The 25,916-nt window shown below is 58.6% G+C and carries 25 protein-coding genes and 1 tRNA gene; 5 read left to right on the forward strand and 21 right to left on the reverse strand.

The genetic code is table 11. From position 1 onward, the window contains the following. Nucleotides 1-4 precede the first annotated feature (4 nt). The 7 genes from QE432_RS20100 to QE432_RS20130 form a co-directional block, all read right to left on the reverse strand. Nucleotides 5-1,054, reverse strand: a complete 1,050-nt coding sequence (locus tag QE432_RS20100; protein WP_306625432.1) for a sugar phosphate isomerase/epimerase family protein — start codon at nucleotides 1,052-1,054, stop codon at nucleotides 5-7. A 33-nt stretch (nucleotides 1,055-1,087) separates the two neighbouring features. Further along, nucleotides 1,088-2,110 (reverse strand): LacI family DNA-binding transcriptional regulator, encoded by a 1,023-nt coding sequence (locus tag QE432_RS20105; RefSeq protein WP_003515235.1) that lies wholly within the window; start codon nucleotides 2,108-2,110, stop codon nucleotides 1,088-1,090. 3 nt (nucleotides 2,111-2,113) lie between these two features. Further along, nucleotides 2,114-3,082 carry an ABC transporter permease gene (locus QE432_RS20110; protein WP_003515236.1) on the reverse strand — a complete coding sequence of 323 codons (969 nt, stop codon included), beginning with the start codon at nucleotides 3,080-3,082 and terminating at the stop codon, nucleotides 2,114-2,116. A gap of 1 nt (nucleotide 3,083) precedes the next feature. Next, nucleotides 3,084-4,028 carry an ABC transporter permease gene (locus QE432_RS20115; RefSeq protein WP_019566277.1) on the reverse strand — a complete coding sequence of 315 codons (945 nt, stop codon included), beginning with the start codon at nucleotides 4,026-4,028 and terminating at the stop codon, nucleotides 3,084-3,086. Continuing rightward, complete coding sequence (locus QE432_RS20120; RefSeq protein ID WP_306625434.1) at nucleotides 4,025-5,518, reverse strand: sugar ABC transporter ATP-binding protein; 1,494 nt, start codon at nucleotides 5,516-5,518, stop codon at nucleotides 4,025-4,027. The genes QE432_RS20115 and QE432_RS20120 overlap by 4 nt, the downstream gene beginning before the upstream one ends. 119 nt (nucleotides 5,519-5,637) lie before the next feature. Then, on the reverse strand, nucleotides 5,638-6,660 hold the full coding sequence (locus QE432_RS20125) for a substrate-binding domain-containing protein (RefSeq protein WP_003515239.1): 1,023 nt from the start codon (nucleotides 6,658-6,660) through the stop codon (nucleotides 5,638-5,640). A gap of 299 nt (nucleotides 6,661-6,959) precedes the next feature. Then, nucleotides 6,960-7,433 (reverse strand): ribonuclease H family protein, encoded by a 474-nt coding sequence (locus tag QE432_RS20130; RefSeq protein ID WP_306625436.1) that lies wholly within the window; start codon nucleotides 7,431-7,433, stop codon nucleotides 6,960-6,962. Between the two features lie 115 nt (nucleotides 7,434-7,548). Here QE432_RS20130 and QE432_RS20135 point away from each other — a divergent pair, with 115 nt between their 5' ends. Continuing rightward, nucleotides 7,549-7,929 carry an RDD family protein gene (locus QE432_RS20135; RefSeq protein ID WP_306625438.1) on the forward strand — a complete coding sequence of 127 codons (381 nt, stop codon included), beginning with the start codon at nucleotides 7,549-7,551 and terminating at the stop codon, nucleotides 7,927-7,929. A gap of 64 nt (nucleotides 7,930-7,993) precedes the next feature. On the opposite strand, the gene QE432_RS20140 is transcribed toward QE432_RS20135, so the two are convergent. The 9 genes from QE432_RS20140 to QE432_RS20180 all read right to left on the reverse strand — a co-directional run bounded on the left by QE432_RS20140 (nucleotide 7,994) and on the right by QE432_RS20180 (nucleotide 18,197). Further along, nucleotides 7,994-8,767, reverse strand: coding sequence for a class I SAM-dependent methyltransferase (locus QE432_RS20140; protein WP_306625440.1), 774 nt, complete (start codon nucleotides 8,765-8,767; stop codon nucleotides 7,994-7,996). 177 nt (nucleotides 8,768-8,944) lie between these two features. Further along, entirely contained in the window at nucleotides 8,945-10,726 is a 1,782-nt protein-coding gene (locus QE432_RS20145) for a chloride channel protein (protein WP_113473201.1), read from the reverse strand. A gap of 21 nt (nucleotides 10,727-10,747) precedes the next feature. Further along, on the reverse strand, nucleotides 10,748-11,578 hold the full coding sequence (locus QE432_RS20150) for an MBL fold metallo-hydrolase (RefSeq protein ID WP_038490991.1): 831 nt from the start codon (nucleotides 11,576-11,578) through the stop codon (nucleotides 10,748-10,750). Nucleotides 11,579-11,580: 2 nt separating this feature from the next. Beyond that, nucleotides 11,581-12,363: a TatD family hydrolase gene (locus QE432_RS20155; protein WP_111789220.1), complete on the reverse strand. Its 783-nt coding sequence runs from the start codon at nucleotides 12,361-12,363 to the stop codon at nucleotides 11,581-11,583. An 11-nt stretch (nucleotides 12,364-12,374) separates the two neighbouring features. Next, on the reverse strand, nucleotides 12,375-13,925 hold the full coding sequence (metG, locus tag QE432_RS20160; RefSeq protein WP_003515246.1) for a methionine--tRNA ligase: 1,551 nt from the start codon (nucleotides 13,923-13,925) through the stop codon (nucleotides 12,375-12,377). A gap of 104 nt (nucleotides 13,926-14,029) precedes the next feature. Then, nucleotides 14,030-15,055 (reverse strand): DNA polymerase III subunit delta', encoded by a 1,026-nt coding sequence (locus QE432_RS20165; RefSeq protein ID WP_306625442.1) that lies wholly within the window; start codon nucleotides 15,053-15,055, stop codon nucleotides 14,030-14,032. Then, the gene (gene tmk, locus QE432_RS20170) at nucleotides 15,048-15,722 is read right to left on the reverse strand and encodes a dTMP kinase (RefSeq protein WP_111783061.1); all 675 of its coding nucleotides are present in this window, start codon (nucleotides 15,720-15,722) and stop codon (nucleotides 15,048-15,050) included. The genes QE432_RS20165 and tmk overlap by 8 nt, the downstream gene beginning before the upstream one ends. Before the next feature lie 137 nt (nucleotides 15,723-15,859). Next, nucleotides 15,860-17,032 (reverse strand): D-alanyl-D-alanine carboxypeptidase family protein, encoded by a 1,173-nt coding sequence (locus QE432_RS20175; RefSeq protein WP_003515250.1) that lies wholly within the window; start codon nucleotides 17,030-17,032, stop codon nucleotides 15,860-15,862. A gap of 76 nt (nucleotides 17,033-17,108) precedes the next feature. Next, nucleotides 17,109-18,197, reverse strand: a complete 1,089-nt coding sequence (locus QE432_RS20180; RefSeq protein WP_025593441.1) for a septal ring lytic transglycosylase RlpA family protein — start codon at nucleotides 18,195-18,197, stop codon at nucleotides 17,109-17,111. A gap of 319 nt (nucleotides 18,198-18,516) precedes the next feature. Here QE432_RS20180 and QE432_RS20185 point away from each other — a divergent pair, with 319 nt between their 5' ends. After that, nucleotides 18,517-18,855 (forward strand): hypothetical protein, encoded by a 339-nt coding sequence (locus QE432_RS20185; RefSeq protein WP_003515252.1) that lies wholly within the window; start codon nucleotides 18,517-18,519, stop codon nucleotides 18,853-18,855. Between the two features lie 133 nt (nucleotides 18,856-18,988). Here QE432_RS20185 and QE432_RS20190 read toward each other — a convergent pair. From QE432_RS20190 to QE432_RS20205, 4 genes are all read right to left on the reverse strand, one after another. Next, nucleotides 18,989-19,078 (reverse strand) — tRNA-Ser (locus QE432_RS20190). An 88-nt stretch (nucleotides 19,079-19,166) separates the two neighbouring features. Continuing rightward, the gene (locus QE432_RS20195) at nucleotides 19,167-19,319 is read right to left on the reverse strand and encodes a hypothetical protein (RefSeq protein WP_034502322.1); all 153 of its coding nucleotides are present in this window, start codon (nucleotides 19,317-19,319) and stop codon (nucleotides 19,167-19,169) included. Nucleotides 19,320-19,662: 343 nt separating this feature from the next. After that, the gene (locus QE432_RS20200; protein WP_113555807.1) at nucleotides 19,663-19,890 is read right to left on the reverse strand and encodes a hypothetical protein; all 228 of its coding nucleotides are present in this window, start codon (nucleotides 19,888-19,890) and stop codon (nucleotides 19,663-19,665) included. 15 nt (nucleotides 19,891-19,905) lie between these two features. Beyond that, nucleotides 19,906-20,169 carry a hypothetical protein gene (locus QE432_RS20205; RefSeq protein WP_003515255.1) on the reverse strand — a complete coding sequence of 88 codons (264 nt, stop codon included), beginning with the start codon at nucleotides 20,167-20,169 and terminating at the stop codon, nucleotides 19,906-19,908. Between the two features lie 137 nt (nucleotides 20,170-20,306). Here QE432_RS20205 and QE432_RS20210 point away from each other — a divergent pair, with 137 nt between their 5' ends. The 3 genes from QE432_RS20210 (at nucleotide 20,307) to QE432_RS20220 (ending at nucleotide 23,025) form a co-directional block, all read left to right on the forward strand. Continuing rightward, nucleotides 20,307-21,017: a hypothetical protein gene (locus tag QE432_RS20210; RefSeq protein ID WP_111804842.1), complete on the forward strand. Its 711-nt coding sequence runs from the start codon at nucleotides 20,307-20,309 to the stop codon at nucleotides 21,015-21,017. A 148-nt stretch (nucleotides 21,018-21,165) separates the two neighbouring features. Further along, on the forward strand, nucleotides 21,166-22,680 hold the full coding sequence (locus QE432_RS20215) for a D-alanyl-D-alanine carboxypeptidase family protein (protein ID WP_112497364.1): 1,515 nt from the start codon (nucleotides 21,166-21,168) through the stop codon (nucleotides 22,678-22,680). Nucleotides 22,681-22,764: 84 nt separating this feature from the next. Continuing rightward, nucleotides 22,765-23,025 (forward strand): hypothetical protein, encoded by a 261-nt coding sequence (locus QE432_RS20220; protein WP_003515258.1) that lies wholly within the window; start codon nucleotides 22,765-22,767, stop codon nucleotides 23,023-23,025. Nucleotides 23,026-23,119: 94 nt separating this feature from the next. Here QE432_RS20220 and gyrA read toward each other — a convergent pair whose 3' ends face one another. Continuing rightward, complete coding sequence (gyrA, locus tag QE432_RS20225; protein ID WP_025593447.1) at nucleotides 23,120-25,912, reverse strand: DNA gyrase subunit A; 2,793 nt, start codon at nucleotides 25,910-25,912, stop codon at nucleotides 23,120-23,122. Nucleotides 25,913-25,916 lie beyond the last annotated feature (4 nt).

Genomic DNA, 25,916 nt, shown 5'->3' on the forward strand with positions numbered 1-25,916 from the left:
CCTTTCAAAGCCCGAGAAGGCGACGGTTGGCGGCATCATCGACGCCGCTTTTGGCGAAATCGTCGAAAGCCCGCTCAGTCACGCGGATGATGTGATTTTCAATGAAACCGGCACCTTCACGCGCCCCGTCCTCCGGGTGTTTCAGCGCGCATTCCCATTCCAGCACGGCCCATCCTTCGAAGTCGTATTGGGTGAGCTTGGAAAACACCGCGCCGAAATCGACTTGCCCGTCGCCGAGGGAGCGAAAGCGCCCCGGCCGGTCGACCCAGCCTTGATAACCGCCATAGACGCCGGACCGGCCAGTCGGATTGAACTCGGCATCCTTGACGTGAAAGGCCCGGATGCGCTCGTGATAGATATCGATGAAATCAAGATAATCCATCGCCTGAAGCACGAAGTGCGAGGGATCATAAAGGATGTTGGCGCGGGAATGATTGCCGGTCGCCTCCAGAAAACGCTCGAAGGTAATGCCGTCATGCAGGTCTTCGCCGGGATGCAGCTCGTAGCAGAGATCGACGCCATTCTCCTCGAATGTATCGAGAATCGGCGTCCAGCGCTTGCCGAGTTCAGCAAAGGCCATTTCGACAAGACCTGCGGGGCGCTGCGGCCAGGGATAAACGAAAGGCCACGCCAGCGCGCCGGAAAAACTCGCATGGCTCTTGAGGCCCAGATGCTGCGAGGCTTTCCCCGCGCACTTCAGCTGGTTGACCGCCCATTCCTGACGCGCCTGCGGTTTGCCGCGCAGTTCGGCGGGCGCAAAACCGTCGAACATCTCGTCATAGGCAGGATGAACAGCGACGAGCTGGCCCTGAATATGGGTTGAAAGCTCGGTGATTTCGACGCCTGTCTCGGCCAGACGTCCCTTGATATCATCGCAATAAGCCTTGGAAGCGGCGGCTTTCTCAAGATCGAAGAGCTTGGGATCGGTCGGCACCTGAATGCCCTTGTAACCAAGGGAAGCCGCCCATTGGCCGAGATTGTCGAGCGTGTCGAAGGGTGCCTTGTCCCCGACAAATTGCGCGAGGAAAATCGCCGGGCCTTTGATCGTCTTCATGTCCTTACACTCCTTGCATTCACTGTCTGGCCGCTACCGGTGCGGCGAACGGCAGGGCGCGACCGAGCCGCGCACCACCAGTTCCGTATCCAGCACGATGGTTTCGGCCGTGCGTTTGCCATTAAGCCGGTCGACCATCAGCGCCATGGCTTTGCGGCCCATTTCCTGCCGGGGCTGGCGCACTGTCGTTAGCGGTGGTTCGAAGGCATTGGCGAAAATTATATCGTCGAAGCCAATGACCGAGACATCGGTCGGCACGGACAGCCCGCGCCCGCGCAGCTCGCTGATCGCGCCAATCGCCATCTGGTCGCTCGAGGCGAAGATGGCGGTGAAGGAAATGCCGTTTTCGAGAAGTCCGGCAATCGCCTGTCTACCGGCTTCGATGCTGTAATCGCCTGTCACGACGAGTTCATCCGCGTAACCGATACCCGCTTCCTCAAGCGCGTCGCGGTAGCCCTCGAAACGCTCCTGTGCCAGACTTTCCGGAAAAGGTCCGGCGAGATGTGCGATCTTCGTGTGCCCTGCTTCGATCAGATGATGCACGGCGTTTTTGGACGCGGCGCGGTTATCGACCTTGACGGTGGGCAGCGCAATGCCTGGCACGGTTTCCGAAGCGATGACGATCGGCGGCAGCGCGTCACCCTGACCGAGAAGCTCTGAAGGAAACTGGCCGGTCATCAGGATGAGGCCGTCAGCATGTTTCTGCCTGACCATGTCGATATGTGTCGCAACGCGGTTTTCGTCGTTACGGGCGTCGCCCATGAGCACCTTGAAGCCCGCCTCCCCCGCCGCTTCCTCCACGCCCTTGTAGATCTCGAGATAAAACGGGTTGCCGATATCGCGAACGAGAAGAATGACAGTGTTGTTGGATTGACGCCTGAAGCTTGCGGCCTGGGCGTTGGGAACAAAGTTCGCCTGCCTGACGGCATCGAAAACCTTCTTCCTCGTTTCCGGGCGGACTTTGTCGGGTTGTTGCAGCGCCCGTGACACGGTCGCGATCGAAACGCCCGCGAGAGCTGCAACTTCCCTGATATTCGAACCTTGGTCTTTGCTCATCTGTCACACACGCAGCTGCTTTTGGCGGCCATAAAGCAGCATCAGCGCAAGTAACGTGACACCGAATATGATCTGCCGGGCCCATACATCGAGGTTGAGCGTTATCAGTACGCTTTGCAGAATGGTGAGCGCAACTGCCCCAGCCATGGTTCCGATATATCCGCCCGCACCACCGGCAAGCGAAGTGCCGCCGATGACAACAGCGATGATCGATGGAAGGACATATTGGTCGCCGACAGAAATGAAGGAGGTGCCGGTATAACCGATCACGCAGACCCCGGTCAGACCGGCAAACAGGCCGGACAGGCCGTAAAGCAGCGTGCGGATCAAAGACACGGGCAATCCGACCAACGTCGCCGCCCGCTCGTTGGAGCCGATGGCGTAAATGGAGAAGCCGAAGGCCGTGCGGCGCAGCACGAACAGCATGATCGCGGCAATGCCAAGCCAGACGAAGAGGACGCCGGGAATACCGAAAACGAGAGGCCGGTTGATGAAACCCGCCAGGAGGGGCGCCGCCGCACCTGATGGAACGCCCTGCGAATAGACCACAAGCCCGCCCTGGATCACCGCTGTCATGCCGAGTGTCATGACCAGCGGGGGAATGCGCACGAAGGTGATGCCGAGGCCATTGATGAGGCCGATCAGGAAGGGAATGCCACCTGCGACCAGTATGGCGAGCGGTATTCCGACATTCTGTCCGTTCATCATGTTGCCGGCAAGGACCGCGCCGAGCGAGATCATCGCGCCGACGGACAGATCGATGCCTTCGCGTCCGCCGAGGATCACAAGATTTTGGCCCGCCGCGACGATGCCGAGAATGGCGGCGATCGTCAGCAGCCGCACGATCTGCGACCCCTGTGCGAAGCCGGGCGACAACAGTTCGCCGACCAGCAGCAGGAAGACTGACGCGCCAATCGCAATGGTCAGCGGATCGGTGATGATGGATTTGATTTTCAAACCGGAATTTGTCATCTCAACGCCTCGTCACCAGAACGCCGCCGGCAAGTGCCGTCAGCACGATCAACCCCTGCACCAATGTCTGGTACTCGAAGGGCAAGCCCGCAAAGAAAATCACATTGCCAATCATGCCCAGCACCAGCGCGCCGGCGATCGATCCTGTCGAGCTGCCGAACCCGCCGGACAGTGCTGTGCCGCCAAGAACGACCGCCGAAATGGAGGAGAGCGCCAGGCTTGCACCGAGCAAGGGGTCGCCGGAGGCGGTCTCGCCCGTCAGGCACAGCGCTGCGAGCGCTGAAAACAGACCGGAAATCATGTAGGCGCCAATGCGAATGCCGGAGAGGCGCAGGCCCGTCTGGAAAGCGCCCGTGCGATTGCCGCCCACGGCCAACAAATGCACGTGAAACGGAATGCGCGACACAACGAGCGTAAAGGCAATACCAGCCAACAGCATCCACAGCACGAAAGGCAAACCGATGAAACTACCGGAATAGGTCTGCCAATAGGCTTCCGGCACGGGAAGACCGGCCTGCGGCAGAACCCAGATCGCCAGACCGGCGAAGATGATGCCCGTCGCGAAGGTGGTGACGATTGGCTGGAAACGCAGGCCGGATATGAACAGGCCGTTGACCAGCCCACAGATCAGTCCAACCGCAACACCTGCTCCCATACCTGCAACGACGGCACCTGCCGTTCCGCCAAGTGCAGCGATGACGCTGACGGTAACGACATTGGCGAGCGCTACGATGCTTCCGACCGACAGGTCGATATCCCCAGCCAGAATGACATAGGTCTGACCGATGGCGACCAGGATCAGGGGAAGAAATGTCGTCAGGTTCGACTGCAATACGGCCGGCTGCACGAAAGACGGCTGCAGAAACGTGTTGACGCCGATGAGAACGGCCAGAACCACAAGAGTTATGATCCAGGGTTGCTTGCGCACAAAACCGAGGGAATTCATGCGGCGTCTCCATAGGCGGCGCGGGTCATGTTGACGGATGTCATGTCGGCTCCGGTCAGCTCCGCAGAAATGCGTCCGCCGTTGAACACGAGAATGCGGTCGGCATATTCGAGGACTTCCGCATCTTCCGAGGAATAGAGAAGAATGGTCGCGCCCGCGTCAGCCTGCTGGCGCATCAGCGCGAAGAGATCGGCCTTGGCACCAAGATCGATACCCTTGGTCGGATCATCGAGCAGCAGCAGTTTCGGCGCGGTGGCAAGCCAGCGGGAAATGAAGATTTTCTGCTGGTTGCCGCCTGAGAGCGTGCCGATAGGCATATCCATGCCGGCAAACTTCGTCTTCATGTCGTCCGCGACCTTCTGCACTCGCGGCTTCAGCGTCGCGGGCCGGACCAGTCTCATCTTTTCGCGCACCATCAGAGCTGCAACAAGATTTTCGAAGATCGACCGGCCCTGAAGCGAGGCATCACGCCCGCGGTCGCCCGACACATAGGCAAAACCGTTATGGACCGCCTGCGAAGGCTTGCCGATGGCGACATCACGGCCCTCGAACTGGATTTGCCCGGCGGCAAAGGGGCTTGCGCCGAACAGGCCCTTCAGCAAGGCCGACTGGCCCTGCCCCTGCAATCCCGCCAAACCGACGATTTCACCCGGATAGGCTTCAAGACTGACACCGCGAACACCCTCGCCCGCAACGTTCGTCACCTTCAGGCTGGGCGCTGCACCTGCGCGTCCCTGCTGGCGGGCAGGCGCGGCGCGGACATCGCCGACCATGTCATGCACCACGGCCTCGCGGGTGGTAGCGGCGGTGTCGAGTTCCGAAATGGTCGCACCGTTACGCATGACGGTGATGCGGTCGCAGACAGCAAAAACCTCATCGAGCCGGTGGGAAATCATGATGGTGGAGATACCGTCCGCCTTCTTGGCTCTGAGTATCTCAAAAAAACGCTCGGACTGGCGGCCATCAAGTGCCGCCGTTGCCTCATCCATGATCATGAGGCTGGCATTCTGGGCGAAAACTTTCAGGATTTCGACGAGCTGGCGCTGATCGGGCGGCAGATTGCCGACTATCGTATCCGGCTCCAGACCGGTGCCGGCAACACCGTCAAACAGCGCGATCAGCCTGCGCGCCTCGGCTTTCAGGGCCTTGCTGTCGACAAAAACGCCGCGCTTCGGTTCGCGACCGAGAAAAATATTGTCAGCGACGGAAAGCTGCGGAATGAGGCTTAGCTCCTGATAAAACAGCGCAATGCCGGCATTTTCGGCGTCACGCGGGCTTTTGAAGCGCATGTTTTCGCCGTTGAACCGGATGGTGCCGCTGGTCGGCGCGACCGCACCTGCAACGATCTTGCAGAGCGTGCTCTTGCCGCAACCATTTGCGCCCAGCAGCGCGTGAATTTCACCGCGACCAACGGTCAGCCTGCCGTCGGAAAGCGCACGCACGGCGCCAAAATTCTTCTGTATGCCGGCCGCTTCCAGAGCGTTCGCCATCGCATGTCCCCGAATTTTACTTGTCATTGTGCTTCGTCACTGGCGGACGCGCGCGATACGCGGTCCACATTCGAATTTCAGGTTTCGGGCTGGCGTTTGCGGCCAGCCCGAGACTGATCTTACTTGAAGAACTCGCCAGCCTGTTCCGGCGTCACGGTTGCCGTGACAGACCAATAGCCCGGCTTACCTTCGGCGGACTTGATGTTGTCCGCGAGGTTGTCGTTGCTGACGAAGGGGATCGGAATATAGATGGCGTTGCCGTAGGTACCGCCGAAAATGCCGTCCTTGAATTCCTTGCCCTGCAGCTTCAGAACCGCAACGTTGAGCGCGCTGGCCATGACACCCGGAGGATTGACGGAGGCGCCGGAGTTGAACTTTTCCTTCTCCCAGCGCGTCATGAAGTCCTTGCGGATTTCACCTGTCGCGGCGATGTCCTTGGTCTTGCCGGCGGCTTCGATTGCGCGCCATGCGCCATCGGCCATGCCGTCCTGCACCCACACACCGCTGATATCGGGATAGGTGGCGAGAAGGTTCTGCATCGCCTGCTGGCCCTGCGCCTGATCCCAGCTCGCATTGGCTTCGTTCAGCACCTTGATATCAGGATATTTCTTGAACACTTCGCGGTAACCGGCGACGCGGGCTTCGTTGGCGGGATTGCCGGCGATACCGTTGATCGCGACGACGCTTCCCTTGCCCTTCAGCGAATCCGCAAGCCACTGTGCGGACTGTGCCGCCCAGGCCTTCTGGTCGATGCCGACATAGATCGCGTCCTTAGAAGACACTTCCGCGTCGGTTGCGATGACGAGAATGTTGCGTGCCTTCGCCTGAGCGAAGATCGGATCAAAGGCCGTCGGGCTGCCGGGATTGATGAGGATCGCATCAACGCCCTGGTTCATAAAATTGCGGATATGGCCGATCTGCCCCTGCACATCGACATTACCGCTCTGAACGACGACTTCGACCTTCACGCCCTTTTCGCCCCACGCCTTTGCGGCAGCCTGGGCTTCCTCGATCATCTGCGTGCGCCACTCGCTGCCGACAAAAGAATTGGAAAGACCGATCTTGAAGCTCTGTTCCTGAGCATGCACGGACGTGCCCGCCGCCAGCACCATAGCGGCAGCAGCCATCAAATGTTTAAACATGAAATTTGCTCCTCCAAGCACGGTTTTTAACCGATGAAACCGTTTACATGATGGAATGTAACCGGTTTCATAAATGAGTCAACCCAGCTGGGATTTTTTATGCACCCGTTGCCACAGCGAATTGACGACCCTTGGCGGAGAGATTGGGTGGCAATTTATGGAGGAACAGCGGCATCATATTGGCGTGGATTGCAGGGCTGATAACGCCCCAATTTTGTTCGTGTGCGGACAGCTTGAAGCTCCGCTACTTTAACAAGAACAAGCTGCTGGCGTGCGTCTATAGACCGGGTGGCGTCAGACTAATTGCCCCCATCCACCATCTTGGTACGGGCCAAAGTATCCGCGAGATCGTTCCCGGCTATACCGGAATGTCCCTTGCACCACGCTATCTCGACGTTCGGATTACAAAGGAGCAAACGATCCACATTCTGCCACAGACCGCCATCTGGTATCTGTCGTTTGCGTTTTCGCGAATCTGGATTGATGCGTTTCCACCCGTTGCTCCGCCAGATTTCGCGCCAGCGATGGCAACCTTCCATCACGTGAGCGGAGTCTGTCCAGAGCTTGGCTGGCCGGCCTGAAGCCTGTGCATCGAGCCATAAAAGTGCATTCATGACCGCCATGACTTCAAACGAATTGTTCGTAAGTCCGATTTCCGTTCCTCGCGCAGCATGGATCTGCCGCTCGGTTTCAAACACGATGAATGCCCAGCTTCCCGATAATGCAACAGGGTTGTATGAACCATCCGCGTAGATGACGAGTGGAGCAGTCATGGATCTCGTTTCCTTGCGTCAGAGGCGCTTGGAAAGAATGACAGCGCTTTCGGGTGTTTGTAGATAGCTTGTACAATCATCTTATTCGAGTCAGATTCACGTCCAGGGATGAAACATGATCTTCAAACGCATCGTCGCAGGAATAGTCGATCTCATCTTGCTCATCAGTGTGGCGTTTGCACCGACATTCATCGCCGCAGAATGGCTACCGCAGTATATGGACGCTCCAGCGGGGCAACCGCCGACACCTCTGATGGGTGCAACGCTTTTATGGCTGGCATCCGTGTTGTTTTGCTATTTCCCGGCCTTCGAAAGCAGCGCCTTCATGGCAACTCCCGGAAAACTGCTAATGCGATTAAAGGTCGTCCGGCGCACCGGCGAAAGACTGACCTTTACGCAAGCGCTCTATCGCATGGTCTTCGGCCCGCTCGCAATATGGTTTCTGCCCTGGTACCGCGACCATTTCTCGGGTGGTGCAATTGTAAAAGACCGCTGAGTTCTTGGTTGTGTGATTTCACACTCGGCCATCACCTTTCCCGTTTCCCATTACCAGTCCCGTTTCAAGGACGGCGGCAGGTCAGGATGAAACGACGGTAGACGAAAGTTCGCAGCCTGTTGCGCAGGTTGGTGTTTTTCCGCTGCGCTCTCGCAATAGGGGCATGTGAGTGCAGTTCGATGCCGGTAAAGCCGGCGGCGATCAGGAGCGGCGTCAGCATCTGCGGGCGCAACCCCTGCCCGAACGGAAGCGCCTTCATGATTGCGGCATGATGGCTGCTTTGGGCACCATCGTAATTCTTGTCGGCCCCCACCGAAAGATCGATGAGCCGGATCAAAAGGCTGGCGAGACGCCCTGCCGGTTTTGGCGTTGCCCAGTCACCATCGAAAAACAAGAGCCGACCGCCCGGACGAAGCAGCCTGAACCACTCGCGGAAGGTCTCCTCAGGCTGCGTCAGTGTCCAGACCAGATGCCTGCAAATGATCGCATCATAGGACGCATCCGGCTCCATGGTGTTTTCGGCATCCGCCATCACGAAACGTAGCCTTGGTTTTCCCGCATGTTTGGCGCGCGCTACGGATAACATCGCTTCTGAAAAGTCGAGTGCCGTGACCTCATGGCCGAGATCATGAATAAGCTGCGTCACCTCGCCGGTGCCACAGGCCAGTTCAAGGATATGTTTCGGCTCAGGTCCCACCAGGTCGCGGATCGGCTTCTGCCATGCATTGGCCTCGGCGCCAGCTGCTATCTTGTGTCCAAAGGCCAGATCGAAAGTCTCTGATCTTTTCGACCAATAATCGCGGATTTCCTCCTTGAGGTCGAAGTTGCCGCCATCCATGGTCTATTCCTTTGAGTACTCAAATCGCATCCGCTGCGGCGAATGACAGCTTGCTTCACAATGTGATGTCAAGTTAGCCCATGCGACATCACTGGAAAATCACAAGTCTGTTTCCCAAGATATAAAGCGCGATAAAACTATTTATTTCAACATATAACTGCAGTTTCCTGATGTGATTTATAACTCTCCTGATGCCTCCCGGCGCCTTTGCTCGAGCTCTTCGCTATACCGCCTCAGCGTATGGCTTTCCGTCAGCAGGCCAACGGGTCGGTTTTCAATCTTGTCGTTGACGACAACCAGCGCTTCGCTTTCCGTAGCATCGAAGGCTGCCGCCGCCTGACGTGCATTCATCGCCGGCAGCAGCACGTCGTTCTTGTAATTGAGGTAGGTCTCGAGGCTGATCTTGGAGGGATCGCGATCCATCGGATCGGCGTAGATTTCCGGCACGAGGACCATGCCGGCATAACGCCCGTCGTCATGTGTCATGATAACCCGCTGCGTCGAGCCTAGCGGAAACTTCTCCTTGAACGCGGGAAGACCCATGCTGACATTGGCCTTGCGAATATCGGCGCGCATCATCTTGCCCACCGTCAGGTCGCGGATCCAGCCGATATCGTGGGCGCTGCGAATGCTTTCGCCCCGCAGATGAAAACGCCAGGTGGCGAAGGAGTAACCGAAGGTGGTGCGTACCACGAGCGATGTCGTGATGACGGCCGCCAGCACCAAAGCCGTGATCTGGAAGTCTCCGGTCAGTTCCAGCGCCAGAAACGTCATCGTCAGAGGACCGCCGATGATGGCGGCGGCAAAAGCACTCATGCCGACCACGGCGTAGACCACGGGTGCTGTCGAGCCATAGCCGATATAGGGTGCGCAGAGTGCGAAAATCTTGCCGACCAGCGAGCCCATGAACAGCGAGGCAAAAAACAGACCGCCGCGGAAATTCGAGCCGATGGAAATCGCGCTCGCCGCAGCCTTCAGCAGGAAAAGCCCGGCCAGCCCGTATATCGTCAGATCGGCATCGATGTTGAGATGGAGCGCACCGTGGCCGCTCGACAGGACCTGCGGTGAAATCAGCGCAAGTGCGCCCACCGCCACGCCACCGATTGTTGGACGCAGCCATCCGGGAATGGCGCTTTTGCGGGCCGTTTCCTCGATAAGGGAGACCGTCTGCATCAGCACGATGCCGATAAACGCACATACCATGCCGAGAAAGATGGCCGGTACATAATCCGGCGGCGTCACACGGCTGGCATCATAGATATCGATGGACAGGCCATGTCCGCCGATAAGCCCTGCCACGATGCTGGCCACCAGCGCCGAGACAATGAGCGGCGCGAGTGTCACGACGGTATAGGTGCCGATGATGAGTTCTATGGCATAGAATGCCCCGGTCAGAGGCGCGTTGAAGGCAGCGGCAATGGCACCAGCAGCACCACAGCCGACGAGGATGCGCATGTCTCCTCGTCTCAGCTTCAGCTTGATGCCGATCTTGGAGGCCACACCGCTGGCGATCTGCGTATAGCCTGCCTCAAGCCCGACAGATGCGCCGAAACCGTTTGAGACGATGTTCTGCACGCAGACGATGATGCTGTCCGTCAGCGAAAGACGTCCGCCATGCAGCGCATTCGCCTCGATAGGGTCGACCATCGGCTTTTTGCGGGTTTTCGAAAGAATGAAGAGGATCAGGCCGAGTACGATGCCGCCAATGACCGGCCCGGCAAGCACGATCCAGCCGGAAAGTTCACTGCTGCTCAGCCGCTCGACACCGAAGACCAGCACATGAAGGGCCGTACTCAATCCGCCTATCAGCGCCACCAGAAGGCCGGCCGCAATACCGATGAGGACGGCGAGAGCCACCAGCCCCAGCTCGCCGCGCCGGAACATCGCCCGCAGGCGACTGGAGCGCAGATTGTCGAAGAAGCTCGCCATACTGGGTGCACGGAAAGGCCGGGTCGACATGCTGTTCCTTTTCAGGCGGTATTAGGGCGCTTCAATCTCGAGTTCGACTTCGAAACGCATCTGGTCGTAAGCCGGTTCAACATGATCAGGCGTTTCGCGCATCACCGTGTCATAATCGAGCGGAATGTGCATATGGGTCAAGATCGCCCTTTTGGGTGCAAATCTATCGATCCAGCCGAGAGCCTGTTCGAGCGAGAGATGGCTGGGGTGATAACGGTGCTGCAGCGCATCGATGACGAGGACGTCGAGACCGGCAAGCTTGGGCACGCTTTCGACCGGAAAATCGCTGACATCGGTGCAATAGGCGACATTGCCAATCCGGAAGCCGAGCGAGTGCACGTCACCATGCTGCTGCATGTGCACGTTGAAAGGTATTGACCCGCCTGCCCCGTCGATGATCAGGGTCGCGTCGATATCGGCGATGATCCGCGGCTCGACGATCGGCGGATAATTGCTGCCCGGAGGCGTTTCCAGGCAATAGGCAAAACCATCCCAGATGCGCGCCATGGTGACTGGATCGGCATAGATGGGAATGCGGCTCTGCTGAATGGCGAAATAGATGCGCAGATCGTCAATACCGTGCAAATGGTCGGCGTGGGCATGAGTGTATAGAACCGCATCAACGGCCTCCACTTTGGCGGCAATCATCTGCTCGCGAAAATCAGGCCCAGTGTCGATGACGACGGTGGTCTTACCGCCATCGGGTCCGATCTGCTCCACCATGAAGGCCGCACGAGTACGCCGATTTCTGGGGTTTTCAGGATCGCAGGCGCCCCAGTCGCCGTTGATGCGAGGTACGCCGGGAGACGACGCACATCCGAGAACCGTAAAGCGGCGACGGTAGATTGCCACGCCTACACCCTTGTCATCTTCGAAAAGCAGCGGAAAGCATTCTCGGTGGTGATTTCGGCCATGCGCTCGAACGAGATGCCATGTACCTCGGCCAGCACTTCCGCCGTGTTCACCACATAAGAAGGCTCATTGCGCTTGCCGCGCCAACGCTTGGGCGCGAGATAAGGCGCATCCGTTTCCACCAGCACACGGTTGAGCGGCACGGTGGCGGCAATATCGCGGATATCCTGCGATTTCGGGAACGTCAGAATGCCGGAAAAGGATACGTAACCGCCAAGTTCGACGCCGGTTTTGGCGAGATCGGGACCTGCGGAAAAGCAGTGCAGAATAAAGGGAAAAGCACCCTTGTCGCTTTCTTCACGCAGAATCGCAGCCATGTCCTCATCAGCGCTGCGGCTGTGGATGACGAGCGGAAGCTTGGTTCTCCGCGCCGCCTCGATGTGGCGAACGAGGCCGGTCTTCTGGTCTTCCGGCTTTTGCGTGTCGTAGAAATAATCCAGCCCCGCCTCGCCGATCGCCACGATCTTGTCGTGACTCTCGGCAAGCCGCACAAGCTCGTCGGCCGAAATGTCGAGTTCTTCGTCGGCATTGTTCGGATGCGTGCCGACCGAGCAGAAAACCGACGGGTATTTTTCCGCAATCTTCAGAAGCTCGGGCAGACGGCGCACCCGGGTCGAGATCGTCACCATCTGGGCAACGCCGGAAGCATGGGCGCGGGCGATGATATCGTCGCGCTCAGCCTCGAAATCGGGAAAATCCAGATGGCAATGCGTATCGATCAGCATGGTCGTCGCCTTCACGCTTCCGGTGCGACGTAACGCGGGAAGACCGGCTTCGGTGCCTCAAGCGGCGTTCCCGGAACCAGACGTCCGGCTTCGCCGAGTGCGGCAAAATCCCGTTTGTCGGCAGGGGCAGCAACGAGATCGAGCAGCTTCTCGCAGGATCCCGGCATGAAGGGCTGCAACAGAATGCCGATCTGGCGGACCACTTCCGCCGTCACGTAAAGAACGGTGCCCATGCGTTCTGGGTCGGTCTTCTTCAGAGCCCACGGCTCCTGCGACGCGAAATAGCGGTCGGTTTCCGAAACGACGGCGATGATGGCCGCAAGCGCGCGATGGATGAGCTGCTTGCCCATCTCCTCACGGCAGAGTGCCAGAAGCCCGTCGGCGGAGGCGAGCATCGCCTTGTCTTCATCGGTCAACGGCCCGGGCGTCGGGATCTGTCCGTCACAATTCTTGACGATCATCGACAGCGAGCGGCTGGCCAGATTGCCGATGCCATTGGCAAGATCTGCGTTGATGCGGGTGGCGATGCCCTCTTCGCTATAGCTGCCGTCCTGGCCGAAGGAGACTTCGCGCATGAAGAAATAGCGGACCTGATCGAGACCGAAATGATTGACCAGATTGACCGGATCGACGACGTTGCCGAGCGACTTGGACATCTTCTCGCCCTTGTTGAGCAGGAAGCCGTGCGCATAAACCCGCTTGGGCAGCGGCAGCTTGGCGCTCATCAGGAAGGCCGGCCAATAGACCGCGTGGAAGCGAATGATGTCCTTGCCGATGATATGCACGTCGGCCGGCCAATATTTTGCGCGCGGACCGTTCTTGTCTTCGATGTAACCCGTAGCGGTAATGTAGTTGGTCAACGCATCGACCCAGACATACATGACGTGCTTCGGATCATCAGGAACCTTGATGCCCCAGTCGAATGTCGTGCGGGAAATCGACAGGTCCTTGAGGCCGGATTTGACGAAGGAGATGATCTCGTTGCGACGCTCAGCGGGACCGATGAAATCCGGGTTCTCCTCGTAGAGCTTCAGCAGCTTGTCCTGATATTCCGAGAGCTTGAAGAAATAGCTCTCCTCCTCGACCCATTCGACGGGCGTGCCCTGCGGCCCATAGCGAACGCCGTCGGCGCGCACTTCCGTCTCGTCCTCGCCGTAATAGGCCTCGTCGCGCACTGAATACCAGCCGGCATAACTGTCCTTGTAGATGTCGCCGCTGTCGGCCATCAGGTTCCAGATATTGCGCGAGGTCTCGTGGTGACGTTCTTCCGTGGTGCGGATGAAATCGTCGTTCGAGGCGTTGAGCAGCTTGCCCATCTCGCGGAACTGGTCGGAATTGCGCTGCGCCAGCTCTTCCGGCGAAATGCCTTCCGCCCGCGCTGTCTGCTGCATCTTCTGGCCGTGTTCGTCGGTGCCGGTCAGGAAGAAAACATCCATTCCGTCCAGGCGCTGAAAGCGTGCCATGGCATCCGTCGCAATCAGTTCGTAGGCATGGCCGATATGCGGCTTGCCGTTAGGATAGGAGATTGCGGTGGTGATGTAGAAGGGTGTCTTGTCTGTCATGACGGTCTATCGACTTTACAGGCTGTTTTTTGGATAGACCGCTCTTAAACGATTGTTCGCAACAGCGAAAGCAAAAGCGTACGTTCCGTACGATCTCTTGGGTCTCACACGCCGCGAACATCTTCCAGAATGGAAAGCACCATCTGCTTCTTGTCGAGATTATAGGCCTGCGCCACGGTAATGCGTTCCGAAAGCGTCGACGAAAGGCGCGCATGTTTCTCTGCCGCCGCGATATCACCGGCCATCGCCGCCGCTCTCGCACGCGCCATCAACTCCTCCGTCACGTGCTCCATGAAGAAGCCGAGAACAATATCGCCGTCCTTCTGTGCCAGAACTTCGGCAAGCTTGTGCATCTGCTTGCGTGCACCGGGCCCTTCGGCCGTCATGACGGAGGCGAGCGCCTCCACAATGTCGGAGCCGCCGTAATTCATCAGTTTTAACGCCTGCGCGACGCTGCCCTTGGAGGCGGAAAGCAGCGAATCCCGCTTTTCGCCAGCCGGGCTGATACCGAGATGATCGAGCGACTGCACCATATCCGCATCCGAAAGCGGCAGCAGCCGGAGCGGCATGCAGCGCGAGCGGATGGTCGGCAGCAATTTGCCCGGCGCATGCGACAAAACGAGGAACATCGCCCGCTTTGGCGGCTCTTCGAGTATTTTCAGAATGGCGTTTGCGGCATTGCGGTTTAGATCGTCAGCCGGATCGATGATGACGATACGCCAATTGCCGGTGCCCGAGGTCTGCGAGAAGAAGTGCCCTGCCCGCCGCACCTCATCCACCGTGATGGCGGATTTCACGCGGCCGGTCTTTTCATCCGCCGGGCGGGTCAGATGCAGCAGATTATGCGACGCACCGGAGGTGATCTGCCGGCTGACAAGCGATTCCGTATCGGGATCGGCCAGGAAATCCGGTGCTGTGGCTGGATCGGGATGGGTAAGTACGTGGTTGGCGAAACGGAAAGCGAGTGTAGCCTTACCAATGCCTTCAGGGCCTTCGATCAGGATCGCATGGTGGCCCTTGCCGGAGCGATAGGACTGCGCAAGAAACGCCTCCGCTTCGCCATGGCCGAAAAGCTTCGTGTTCTGCTGCGGCGCAATTGCGCCGTCGAGAACGCCCTGAACCTCACTCATGCGCCGTGCCCGCCGCAGTCTCCAGCCGCTCGAGCAAAGGCTCAACAAATGACATGACGTCTTCCGTCACTTTTTCTTCCGGCTGATCGGCATTGACGATCCGACAACGACGCGGCTCGGCAAGCGCAATATCCAGATAGGCTTCACGCCGCTTCTCGTGGGTCTCGATTTCCTCTTTTTCGAAACGGTCCGGTGCGGCACCCTCATCCGCACGCTTTCTGGCCCGGGCAAGGCCCTTTTCGGCGGCGATATCGAAGATCAACGTCAGTTCCGGTACGACGCCATCAATAGCAACGCGTTGCAGCGTCTCGATGAAATCCGGCTCCAGATTGCCGGTCGTACCCTGATAGACACGTGAGGAATCAAGAAACCGGTCACAAAGCACGATTGCGCCACGTTCCAGTGCAGGGCGAATGACCTCCTCGACATGGTCGTTGCGCGCTGCCGCAAACAGGATTGCCTCCATGCGCACGCCGAAGGATTCGGCAGCACCCGACAGCAGAACATGGCGAACAGCCTCTGCCCCCGGTGAACCGCCCGGCTCACGGGTTACGACAACATCGAAACCACGGTCGCGAAGCGCCTCGGCAAGCGTGCGAATCTGCGTCGACTTGCCAGCGCCTTCGCCGCCCTCGAAGCTGATGAACAATCCGGTCTTTTCGGCCAATGTCACGTCCTGTGAGGAATTCTCAGAAATATCGAAATGCCTGTTTACAGCATCGAACCGAAAAGTGTGAAGCGCTTTTCAGAAAATCCGGTGTCTGAACAAAAGCATAGGGAAAGTTGCGGCTTGCGCGATAGGCATCAGAGCCAGAACAGCAGCAATTCCTTGAGCGCCCCGGCTGCATTCTGGGTCAACGTGCCCTTGCCGACTGCTGTTCTCGTATAAAGCGGCACTTCCCGCAACAGCCTTTCGCCCGAAAAAACCTTGAGTGTTCCGACATTCGCACCAGTGTCGAGCGGTGCATTGAGCGGCCAGCGATAGACGATCCGCCCGGAAATACGCTCGGGATTATTGACCGGTACCAGCACGCTGACATCTTCCCGGGGCGACAGGTCTATATGCGAGACATCGCCACCGTAGACGCTGACTGAACCGACGGCTTCGTCCTTTGCAAAAAGATGGCGTTTTTCGAAGGCCGTCAGCCCCCAGTCAACCACCCGGCGTGCTTCGTCCTGCCGCGTCTTGTCGTCAGCGATGCCGCCAAGCGCCAGATAGACCCGGCGCCCTTCCCGCTCTGCCGAAACGACTGCTGCGAAACCGCTGCCTTCCGCAAAACCAAGCCCGAGACCGTCTATGCCGTTACCCAGCAGTGAGTTCTTGTTACGCTGGAAAATCCGGTTCCATTCGAAATCCGGCTTGGTGAAAAGCCCATAGCGATCGGGATAGGTATCGCGCAGATGCTGGGCGAGAAGCACCATATCCTTCGCGGTCGTCTGGTTGCCCGGATCGGGAAGACCCGTCGAATTGGCAAAGACACTGCGGTTCATGCCGAGTTCGCCGGCTCTCACCGTCATGCGCTTGGCGAAAGCGGAGTCGGACCCTGCCATGCCTTCGGCGACAATGATGCAGCCATCATTGGCGTTCTGCACGATAATTCCCGTCAGAAGATCGTTGACGCTGACGGAAGATTTCAGCGCTGCGAACATGGTCGAGGTCCGCGACGGCGCGCCACCCGTGCGCCAGGCATATTCAGAAACCGGATAAGCTGTCTCGGGCGTTACCTGCCCTTTGGCCAGCGCATCCAGCATCACCTCCACAGTCATCAGCTTGGCAAGCGAAGCGGGCGGAAAGGATTGATTTTCATTCTGGGAAAGCAGCACCGTGCCGGTTTCGGCATCGATCATATAGGCCTGTTCGGCCTTGGCGATGAAAGGTGCTGTTTGCGTTTGCGCTTGCGCCGGACCGTTACCGAAAAACGCAAATGCGAGCGCTGCCGCGACCGGGAGAAAAGAACGATGAATGGCCTTGTGCATGAAACCGCCCAGCTTTCCCTGCCGCAACCCGCCGCTCGCGACGAAAACGCAAGTCAGCCATAAACTCTTCAACCCGTCAGCGCGTCTTCGCCTGCTGACGCTTCACATGGGCAAGTATGGAATCCTCGTTGAGCGCTCCGCGATCGACGAGCACGCTGTCGAACGCACGTGAGGTTCTCGAAACCGCAGAGGATTCCTCGGAATAAGCCGCTGCATATTTGGACGACGGCGTTGGCACGCGCAGATAGTTGCCGCCAGGTGCTGCCGGCTCACGCGTAAAATTGCCTTCCGGGCGTTCCGCCAGGAACGGACCGATTTCCGGCAGGATTGCAAATTGTTCGAAAGCCGGTGCGGGGCCGTTGACCAGCGGCATGGCCTGGAGCGCTGCATTCTTTTTGGTACCAACCAGCGCCGTCTGCGTCGAAGCACCGTAATTCGGGTTTGATGTCGGGGCCGGCACGAAATTCGGCGAAGCCGAAGCCACCATGACACCAGTCGCGATCTGCCCTTCCGGCGCAACACCCGGAGAACGAGAGCCCTTCGGAACATAGGACGCCATCAGATAAGGCATGTCGTGCCCATCAAGCGGCGCTCGGCCTGCATATTGCACCCGCACATTCGCCGTTCCAGTGCCCTTCATGTCGAGAAGATCTGCGGTCTTGCTGGAAACGTCGATCAGGCGACCTTCATGGAAGGGGCCGCGATCGTTGACGCGCACCAGAACCGATGCACCGTTTTCCATATTGGTAATGCGCGCATAGCTCGGCAGGGGAAATGTCGGATGCGCAGCGGAAAGATGTTCCTTGTCATAGACCTCGCCATTTGCCGTCAGGCGGCCGTGGAAGGCGGAACCATACCAGGAGGCAAGACCGGTCTTGTTGTAACCCGGCTCTTCCTTCGGAAAATAACGTCGGCCCTTGACGGTATAGGCATTGCCGAGAAGCTCACGCCCGCCGCCCTTGGGAATGTTCTGGCCGTCGGCCACGCGCGGGCTGGCTTTGACGCCATATTCCGATTCGGAGAAATATTCCTTGCTGCGCTTCTGCTTCGGTTTGGTCTCAGAGGTGGTGGAACACGAGGCTGTCGCGGCGCAAAGCACGGAAATTGCAAGCCACTTCACGCCCGATCTGGCGTTGATGCCGAGTTTCTTGACCGTAGATTTCAAATCGTCTGCCCCACGCTGCTTGCAGGCTCGAAGAACCGCACCCTCATTTGCCTCGATGCATGCCCCTGCCATCGAAGCACCTAACAGTCGCTTAATCTTGTGCATAACGTGGCAAAAATGCGAACGACTTCTGCAAATTCGATAAAATTGTAACGAACGTGGTTAACGATTTATGTCTTTTCCGCAGCGCGGGAAGCCTGATGCGCCTGTAAACGCGCCGTCTTGAGATGTCTCCTGCTCAAGGAACAAACGAAGCCCGACCGCGTTTCCTCCTCGCAAACACACGAGCTTCCGCCGGTTTTCGGCTGAGTGAGGGAACATGATCAAGTCAATAAAAACCGCCGGCCTGGCACTCGGCATCGCGTTGGTGTCCATTGCCGCGCCTATTCACGCAAGTGCGCAGGACATGGAGCTGCGGATCGGCCCAGACGGCGTTCGCCCGGTTATACGTGATCGCGACCGCGACATGGACCGACGAGGACCTCCGCGCATGCGTGGCTGCGGCGAACGCGAAGCCCGCGCCGCCGCCCGCGAGGCAGGCCTGCGCGACCCCGAAATCGTGCGCGTCACACCTGGTCGCGTAGTCGTCCAGGGCTTCACCCGCCGAGGACCGGAGCGCATCACATTCGCGAACGAACGCGGCTGTCCAGAACTCTAATACATTAATCAACGAAACCCGCCGACAGGCGGGTTTCTTCATTTCCGTGATACAAGAAATTTCCAAGCTAAAGTACACCGCATCGCTAACGCTGCCGGTCCTGTTGATTTCAAACTGTCTGTTTGGAATTTTATGGCAGATGGGGTGGGATTCGAACCCACGGTACGCTCTCACGCACGCCGGTTTTCAAGACCGGTTCCTTAAACCACTCGGACACCCATCCATCGGTGGTGAGGCTTTATAGCGTTTTGAAAAAGGCCGTCAATCCCGATGGCGCACGCGAGCACAGCCTCTTCGCATCCGTCAGCACCTCATTGTCCTTGTGTTGTTGCAGGCGGCAGCAGAGACCCCTCGCCCGAAGGAAGTGCCGGACTTTGCTGAGGTGAGTGGAATAGCGCCAGACTCAGCACGATCGCCACAAGCACCAATAAAAGCGCCACGAAGAAGATTCCGGATTTATCCATGCGTCTGCTCATGTCCCGTTATGTTAGGCGCGAATATGTGCAATTCGAGGCAATCGAAGAATAAAACGACCTCCTGTCAAGTTGCCTGACAGATTTGTCCAGTTGATATTCCTAAATTCTTCCTACTTGAGCAAATTTTATGCGTCGGCGTACTGTTTGGGACGGAAGTGGCCTATCGCGTCAGTAATATTGTCATTTATATAGCCGCATCGCTCCCGGGCATTGCCCAACTTTCCCCGAGCGATCAACCTGCCCCGCCCGTTTGCGGGGCTTTTTTCTTTTATACTACCGAAAAACTGCGACCGGCGGATAAAGGCTGGGGGTGCGTTACCTGCTTTATGGTTTAGACACCGATGCTCGGTCCGCCATCGCCGTGCCGAAAACCGCCCCGGAAAATATCCTCGAGAAGGTTCAGCAGCGCCGGCGGTAACGTGTCGGACAGCTCTAGTATGATCTCGTTGGCGCGATTGTAGGAATAGATGGCGCAAAGTGTCAGCACCAGCAGCACGATCCACGGCCAGATTGGCTTGCGCTTAGGCGGCGCCCCATTGGGTTGTTGCGGTACAGTCATCCCGGCACCTTCCGTTCAGGCCTTGACGCGCGGTTCGCCTCCCGGCGCATAGGCGGTTTTTTGCAGGAAACGGAATATGTTGCCGCACTGACCGCAGCGGATCATGAATTCCGTTGGATCGACCGAGGCACGCTCGGTGCGGAAGCCACGCGGCATTTCATCAACGCGAAAATCGAGGTTACGGCGGTCTTTCTCATCCGATTCCGACACCTCGGCAAAACCCTGATGACCGCATTTGGAACATTCGAGTTTCCGGGAATATCTGTCGCGCGCTGCCATATGCCGTCCTTTGCTTGCACCCTATCAGGTAGCAGCGGCAAAACAGCATTTCAATGGCGATCGCCGCAGGTTAAAGCTTTGCCCGTCTGTTTTCAGCGTGGAAAACGCGTCCAGTGGCAAGAACAAGTCGGAAGCTCATGCACAACGAAGCCCCCCTGCTTTCATCCTCCCTGATACGGCGAGCAATCATCATTGCCGTCATTATTATATGCTTTGTTGCTGCCCTTAATATCGGCGTTAAGTGGTACGGCGAGCGGATCCTTCAGGCGGGCCATACAACAGCAACCGATGCGGTGGAGATCACAATCGGCAATGACCGGCTGAAACTTGCGAAAAACACGCTGCGTGTACCTTCCGACCGCCATGATGGAGAGCGTGAGCGGGCCGATCTTTACCTCACCTGGCCGGATCTCAAGGGATATGAAGACTCCAATCGCGCTGTTTTCGATGATCCGGCGCAGGCAGCAGGGCTTATTTTCATCCAGCTATCGCAAAGCACGATGTCTGAGGACATGTCCGGCCGTTTCGGGCCGATCTATGCCCGGTTGACGGAAGGAGAGCCTGTGCCGCTGAAACACGGCCTCACACTGCACCGCCTGCGTGCCGACGCAGGTTACGGCAAGGAAGTCATATTGACCGGGCAGCGAGAGGGCGAAAGCGACTATGTCGTGCGCTGCCTTCTGCCGCAAACCCAGCAGGAGTCGGCGGGCAGCGACTGCCAGAGGGACATCCACGCCGGCCAGGACCTCAGCCTGTTCTACCGATTCTCCGCAACCTTGCTGCCGCAATGGAAAGAACTCGACGCAGGCGTGAAACGCTACATCGAGCAGCGCCTCGTAAAAGACTGAAATCCGTGAAAAGGCGTGAGACAGATTGCGCCCGAAAAGTCGCATTTTATGGAGCGTGGATACCTTTCATAAACCACTTGGTAACGCCATCCCGATAAAGTTTCTTCCCGGAGCACTCGGGCGGGGCGCGTCCGAGCGGAACAGAAATATGCGATTGAAGAGTTCAGCAGTGTTGAAAAGTCTATTTGGGGCAGATTCGCGCAAAGCGGGTGCGACGTCTTTGGTAAGGTTCGTTGCGTTGACCCTTGCTGCGGCGTTCATAGCCGCGACATCCGTTGGCACCGCACAGGCGGACCCGAAATATGCGGGCATCGTCATTGATGCCAAGACCGGCAAGGTTCTCTATGGCGAAGATCCGGATGGCCTGCGCTATCCTGCCTCGCTGACGAAGATGATGACGCTTTATCTTACGTTCGAGGCGCTCAATTCCGGGCGCATTTCGCTCGATTCCAAGGTGCCGGTTTCGGCCAACGCCGCCAAGGAGCCTCCTTCCAAGCTCGGCGTGCGCGCCGGTGGCAGCATCACGGTCGAGCAGGCAATTCTTGCGCTCGTCACCCGTTCCGCCAACGACATGGCCACCGCACTCGGTGAATATATCGGCGGCTCCGAAGACCGTTTTGCCAGAATGATGACCGCCAAGGCCCGTGCGCTCGGCATGACGCGCACGACCTATCGTAACGCCAACGGCTTGCCAAACACGGCGCAGATGACGACGGCGCGTGACCAGGCCCGCCTTGGCATCGCCCTTCGCCAGCATTTCCCGCAATATTACGGCTACTTCTCCACGCGCACCTTCAATTTCGGCAAGCAGGTCATCGGCAACCACAATCGTCTCGTGGGAACCGTGCGCGGCGTAGATGGCATCAAGACCGGTTATACCCGTGCTGCCGGAAGCAATCTTGCAACATCGGCACAGCTAGACGGTCGCTCCATCGTCGCCGTCGTTCTTGGCGGCCGCTCGAGCGCTGCCCGTGACGCCACCATGCGCAAGCTTGTTGCGACCTACCTGCCGCAGGCCTCCCGCAGCGGCAACAGCAACCTGATTGCGCAGACGAGATCGGCACCTGTCGAAGAGCCAGTCGCTGTGGCTGTTGCTGCTCCACCTGTGGCAGTCGCGGCTCCGTCCGCAGCTGTCGCTGCGACAGATTCCGGCCTGCCCCATGCCGGCCCCGTACCGCAGACCCGTTACGAGGACGCGCCGGTTACTGCCTTTGCAGGCTCCTCGTCCAATGCGGCCGTAAAGGCCATGGAAGCCGCCACCTGGCAGAAGGGCAAGGATCCTATTTCTCAGGTGGCCGTCGCGCCTGACCGCAAGTTGATTACCAACTCGACCAAGGTGGACAATATCGTCACCGCGTCCACACCGGCATCTGTGCCCTCCACCCCTTCCGTTTCGGCAAAGGCTGAAGCTCCGCAGGGCGGCTGGGTGATCCAGATTGGCGCATCGCCGGATGAAAACTCGGCACGTGGCCTGTTGCAGAATGCGCAGGAAAAAGGCGGCGCCGCCCTTCGGTCCGCAAAACCCTTCACGGTGGCCTTCAGCAGAGAAGGCTCCCAGGTATACCGCGCCCGCTTCGGCGGCTTCGACGGCCAAGCCGCCGCGGTAAATGCATGCAATGCATTGAAAAAGAAAGGCGTCAGCTGCTGGGCGTCACTCCAGTAATCGACGTTCGCGCAGGCGGTGGCTTATTTGTTGAAACATCGCCTGTCTCCTCGAATTGTGTAATGTGTAGCGAGGCTTTCCAAGATGGCAGTTAACGAGAACTATTCGGACATTGCGTCTGGCAACGGGCAAGGCAGTCTGTCGGTTCTGCATCCCATTCACGAGGCGGCAATGCGCATTGCCGATCTCGGTCTTAACCGCTCCAAGGCAAAGACGCGTGATCTCGTCAGCCTGCTTCTGTCGCACGGCGCCCGCGCCTGGCGTGCCAATCAGCCGGAAGCAAATATCCACCTTCATGTCGGCCGCCGCTCCGGGCGTGCACCGGTCCATATCCGGATCCGCTGACAAACCGAACATAATCGGACGAGACAAAGAAAAACCCCGCGGAGCCTGTGCACCGCGGGGTTTTTGTTGATTGACAATGAAGAAACGAGGCGACTTACGCCTCGCTCTCCGGTGCCTCTGGCGTATCCGGCAGAGTGTCTGCCACATCTTCGCCATTACCGTTTTCCGCCTCTTCGTCGCCTTCAGGCTCGTTGATACGTTCCACGGAAACCACCTTCTCATCCTTGGCGGTGGAGAAGATCGTCACGCCCTTGGTGGCGCGGCTTGCGATACGGATGCCGTTTACCGGCACACGGATCAGCTGGCCGCCATCGGAAACCAGCATGATCTGGTCGCCTTCGTCCACCGGGAAGGCCGCAACGAGTTCGCCGATTTCCGTCGTCTTCGAGGTATCGGTGGCGCGGATGCCCTTGCCGCCACGACCCGATGTGCGGAAGTCGTAAGACGAAGAACGCTTGCCGTAGCCTTTTTCAGAGACGGTCAGCACGAATTCTTCGCGTGCCTTCAGTTCCTGATAACGCTCTTCGCTGAGTTCGCCTTCTTCCGCGACTTCCTCGCCAACCAGTGCGATATCTTCCTCATCGACCCCGGCGGCACGCCGCTCGGTGGCCGAACGCTTGAGGTAGGCCGCACGCTCCCACGGTTCAGCTTCCACATGGCCCACAATGGTCATGGAGATAATGCGGTCGCCATCCGCCATGTTGATACCGCGCACGCCAACCGAGTTGCGGCCGGCGAAGACGCGGACATCGTCGACGGGGAAGCGGATGCACTGGCCGAGTGCCGTCGTCAGCAATACGTCATCCTGGTCGGTACAGGTTTCGACGGAGAGGATTTCATCGCCCTCCTCCTCCAGCTTCATGGCGATCTTGCCGTTGCGGTTGACCTGCACGAAATCGCCGAGCTTGTTGCGGCGAACCGTACCGCGCGTCGTCGAGAACATCACATCGAGCGTTTCCCAGGTCGTTTCGTCCTCGGGCAACGGCATGATGGTGGTGATGCGCTCGCCTGGTTCCAGCGGCAGCATGTTGATGAGGGCCTTGCCCTTCGACTGCGGCGTACCGATCGGAAGGCGCCAGACCTTTTCCTTGTACACGATGCCGCGCGAGGAGAAGAACAGCACCGGCGTATGAGTATTGGCGACAAAGAGACGGTTGACGAAATCTTCGTCGCGCGTCGCCATGCCGGAACGGCCCTTGCCGCCGCGACGCTGTGCCCGGTAGGTGGTCAGCGGCACGCGCTTGATGTAGCCGAGATGTGAAACGGTGACGACCATATCTTCGCGGGAGATGAGGTCTTCATCATCCATGTCAGGACCGCCTTCGACGATCTCGGACCGGCGTGGCGTGCCGAACTCGTCGCGGATGGCAATAAGCTCATCCTTGACGATCTGCATGATGCGCAGCCGTGAAGACAGGATTTCGAGATATTCGCTGATTTCCGCACCGATCTTGTTCAGCTCGTCGCCGATTTCGTCGCGGCCAAGCGCCGTCAGGCGGGCAAGGCGCAATTCGAGAATGGCGCGTGCCTGCTCTTCGGAGAGATTGTAGGTGCCGTCTTCATTGATGCGGTGGCGCGGATCGTCGATGAGACGGATCAGGCTTTCCACATCCTGCGCCGGCCAGCGCCGCGTCATCAGCTCCTCACGGGCCGAAGCCGGATCGGGAGCATGACGAATGACGCGGATGACTTCGTCGATATTGGCAACCGAGATCGCCAGACCGACCAACACATGCGCGCGGTCGCGCGCCTTGCGCAGCAGATACTTCGTGCGGCGGCTGACGACATCCTCACGGAAGGACACGAAGGCGCGCAGCATGTCCAGCAGCGTCATCTGTTCCGGCTTGCCGCCGTTCAGCGCCACCATGTTGCAGCCGAAGGAGGTCTGCAACGGCGTGTAGCGATAGATCTGGTTCAGGATGACTTCGGCATTGGCGTCGCGCTTCAGCTCGACGACGACGCGATAACCCTGGCGGTCGGACTCGTCGCGCAGATCGGAAATACCCTCGATGCGCTTTTCCTTGACCAGTTCGGCCATCTTCTCGATCATCGTCGCCTTGTTCACCTGATAGGGAACCTCGGTGATGATGATCTGCTCGCGGTCGCCGCGCATCGGCTCGATGGTCGCACGGCCGCGCATGATGACCGATCCGCGACCCGTCTCATAAGCAGAGCGAATGCCGGAACGGCCCATGATGAGCGCGCCGGTCGGGAAGTCCGGGCCGGGAATGATCTGCATCAGTTCAAGCAGCTCAATCGCCGGATTGTCGATGAGGGCGATACAGCCGTCGATGACTTCGGAAAGATTGTGCGGCGGAATATTCGTCGCCATGCCGACGGCGATGCCGCCCGCCCCGTTGACCAGAAGGTTCGGGAATTTCGCGGGAATGACGACCGGCTCATGCAAGGTGCCGTCATAGTTGTCGCGGAAATCCACCGTTTCCTTGTCGAGATCGTCGAGAAGCGAATGCGCTGCCTTTTCGAGACGGCACTCGGTGTAACGTTCGGCCGCCGGCGGATCGCCGTCGATGGAGCCGAAGTTGCCCTGTCCGTCGATCAGCGGCAGGCGCAGAGACCAGTCCTGCGCCATGCGCGCCAGCGCATCGTAAATCGCCGCATTGCCGTGCGGATGGAATTTACCCATCACGTCACCGGTGACGCGGGCGCATTTAACGTATTTCTTGTTCCAGTCGATGCCGAGTTCGGACATGCCGTAAAGAATACGGCGATGAACCGGCTTCAGACCGTCACGGACATCGGGAAGCGCGCGGGAAACGATAACGCTCATGGCGTAATCGAGATAGGACCGCTGCATTTCCTCAATGATGGAAATCGGTTCAATGCCTGGCGGAAGTTTTCCGCCGCCGGGGGGGCTCTGGTCAGTCAAAACG

The sequence above is a fragment of the Agrobacterium sp. SORGH_AS_0745 genome (assembly GCF_030818995.1).
GTDB lineage: Bacteria > Pseudomonadota > Alphaproteobacteria > Rhizobiales > Rhizobiaceae > Agrobacterium > Agrobacterium tumefaciens.

Excerpts from the sequence above, each read along its gene's own strand:
- QE432_RS20100 (WP_306625432.1), bottom strand. The coding sequence starts at position 1,054 with ATGAAGACGATCAAAGGCCCGGCGATTTTCCTCGCGCAATTTGTCGGG.
- QE432_RS20105 (WP_003515235.1), bottom strand. The coding sequence starts at position 2,110 with ATGAGCAAAGACCAAGGTTCGAATATCAGGGAAGTTGCAGCTCTCGCG.
- QE432_RS20110 (WP_003515236.1), bottom strand. The coding sequence starts at position 3,082 with ATGACAAATTCCGGTTTGAAAATCAAATCCATCATCACCGATCCGCTG.
- QE432_RS20115 (WP_019566277.1), bottom strand. The coding sequence starts at position 4,028 with ATGAATTCCCTCGGTTTTGTGCGCAAGCAACCCTGGATCATAACTCTT.
- QE432_RS20120 (WP_306625434.1), bottom strand. The coding sequence starts at position 5,518 with ATGGCGAACGCTCTGGAAGCGGCCGGCATACAGAAGAATTTTGGCGCC.
- QE432_RS20125 (WP_003515239.1), bottom strand. The coding sequence starts at position 6,660 with ATGTTTAAACATTTGATGGCTGCTGCCGCTATGGTGCTGGCGGCGGGC.
- QE432_RS20130 (WP_306625436.1), bottom strand. The coding sequence starts at position 7,433 with ATGACTGCTCCACTCGTCATCTACGCGGATGGTTCATACAACCCTGTT.
- QE432_RS20135 (WP_306625438.1), top strand. The coding sequence starts at position 7,549 with ATGATCTTCAAACGCATCGTCGCAGGAATAGTCGATCTCATCTTGCTC.
- QE432_RS20140 (WP_306625440.1), bottom strand. The coding sequence starts at position 8,767 with ATGGATGGCGGCAACTTCGACCTCAAGGAGGAAATCCGCGATTATTGG.
- QE432_RS20145 (WP_113473201.1), bottom strand. The coding sequence starts at position 10,726 with ATGTCGACCCGGCCTTTCCGTGCACCCAGTATGGCGAGCTTCTTCGAC.
- QE432_RS20155 (WP_111789220.1), bottom strand. The coding sequence starts at position 12,363 with ATGCTGATCGATACGCATTGCCATCTGGATTTTCCCGATTTCGAGGCT.
- metG (WP_003515246.1), bottom strand. The coding sequence starts at position 13,925 with ATGACAGACAAGACACCCTTCTACATCACCACCGCAATCTCCTATCCT.
- QE432_RS20165 (WP_306625442.1), bottom strand. The coding sequence starts at position 15,055 with ATGAGTGAGGTTCAGGGCGTTCTCGACGGCGCAATTGCGCCGCAGCAG.
- QE432_RS20175 (WP_003515250.1), bottom strand. The coding sequence starts at position 17,032 with ATGCACAAGGCCATTCATCGTTCTTTTCTCCCGGTCGCGGCAGCGCTC.
- QE432_RS20185 (WP_003515252.1), top strand. The coding sequence starts at position 18,517 with ATGATCAAGTCAATAAAAACCGCCGGCCTGGCACTCGGCATCGCGTTG.
- QE432_RS20195 (WP_034502322.1), bottom strand. The coding sequence starts at position 19,319 with ATGGATAAATCCGGAATCTTCTTCGTGGCGCTTTTATTGGTGCTTGTG.
- QE432_RS20200 (WP_113555807.1), bottom strand. The coding sequence starts at position 19,890 with ATGACTGTACCGCAACAACCCAATGGGGCGCCGCCTAAGCGCAAGCCA.
- QE432_RS20205 (WP_003515255.1), bottom strand. The coding sequence starts at position 20,169 with ATGGCAGCGCGCGACAGATATTCCCGGAAACTCGAATGTTCCAAATGC.
- QE432_RS20210 (WP_111804842.1), top strand. The coding sequence starts at position 20,307 with ATGCACAACGAAGCCCCCCTGCTTTCATCCTCCCTGATACGGCGAGCA.
- QE432_RS20215 (WP_112497364.1), top strand. The coding sequence starts at position 21,166 with ATGCGATTGAAGAGTTCAGCAGTGTTGAAAAGTCTATTTGGGGCAGAT.
- QE432_RS20220 (WP_003515258.1), top strand. The coding sequence starts at position 22,765 with ATGGCAGTTAACGAGAACTATTCGGACATTGCGTCTGGCAACGGGCAA.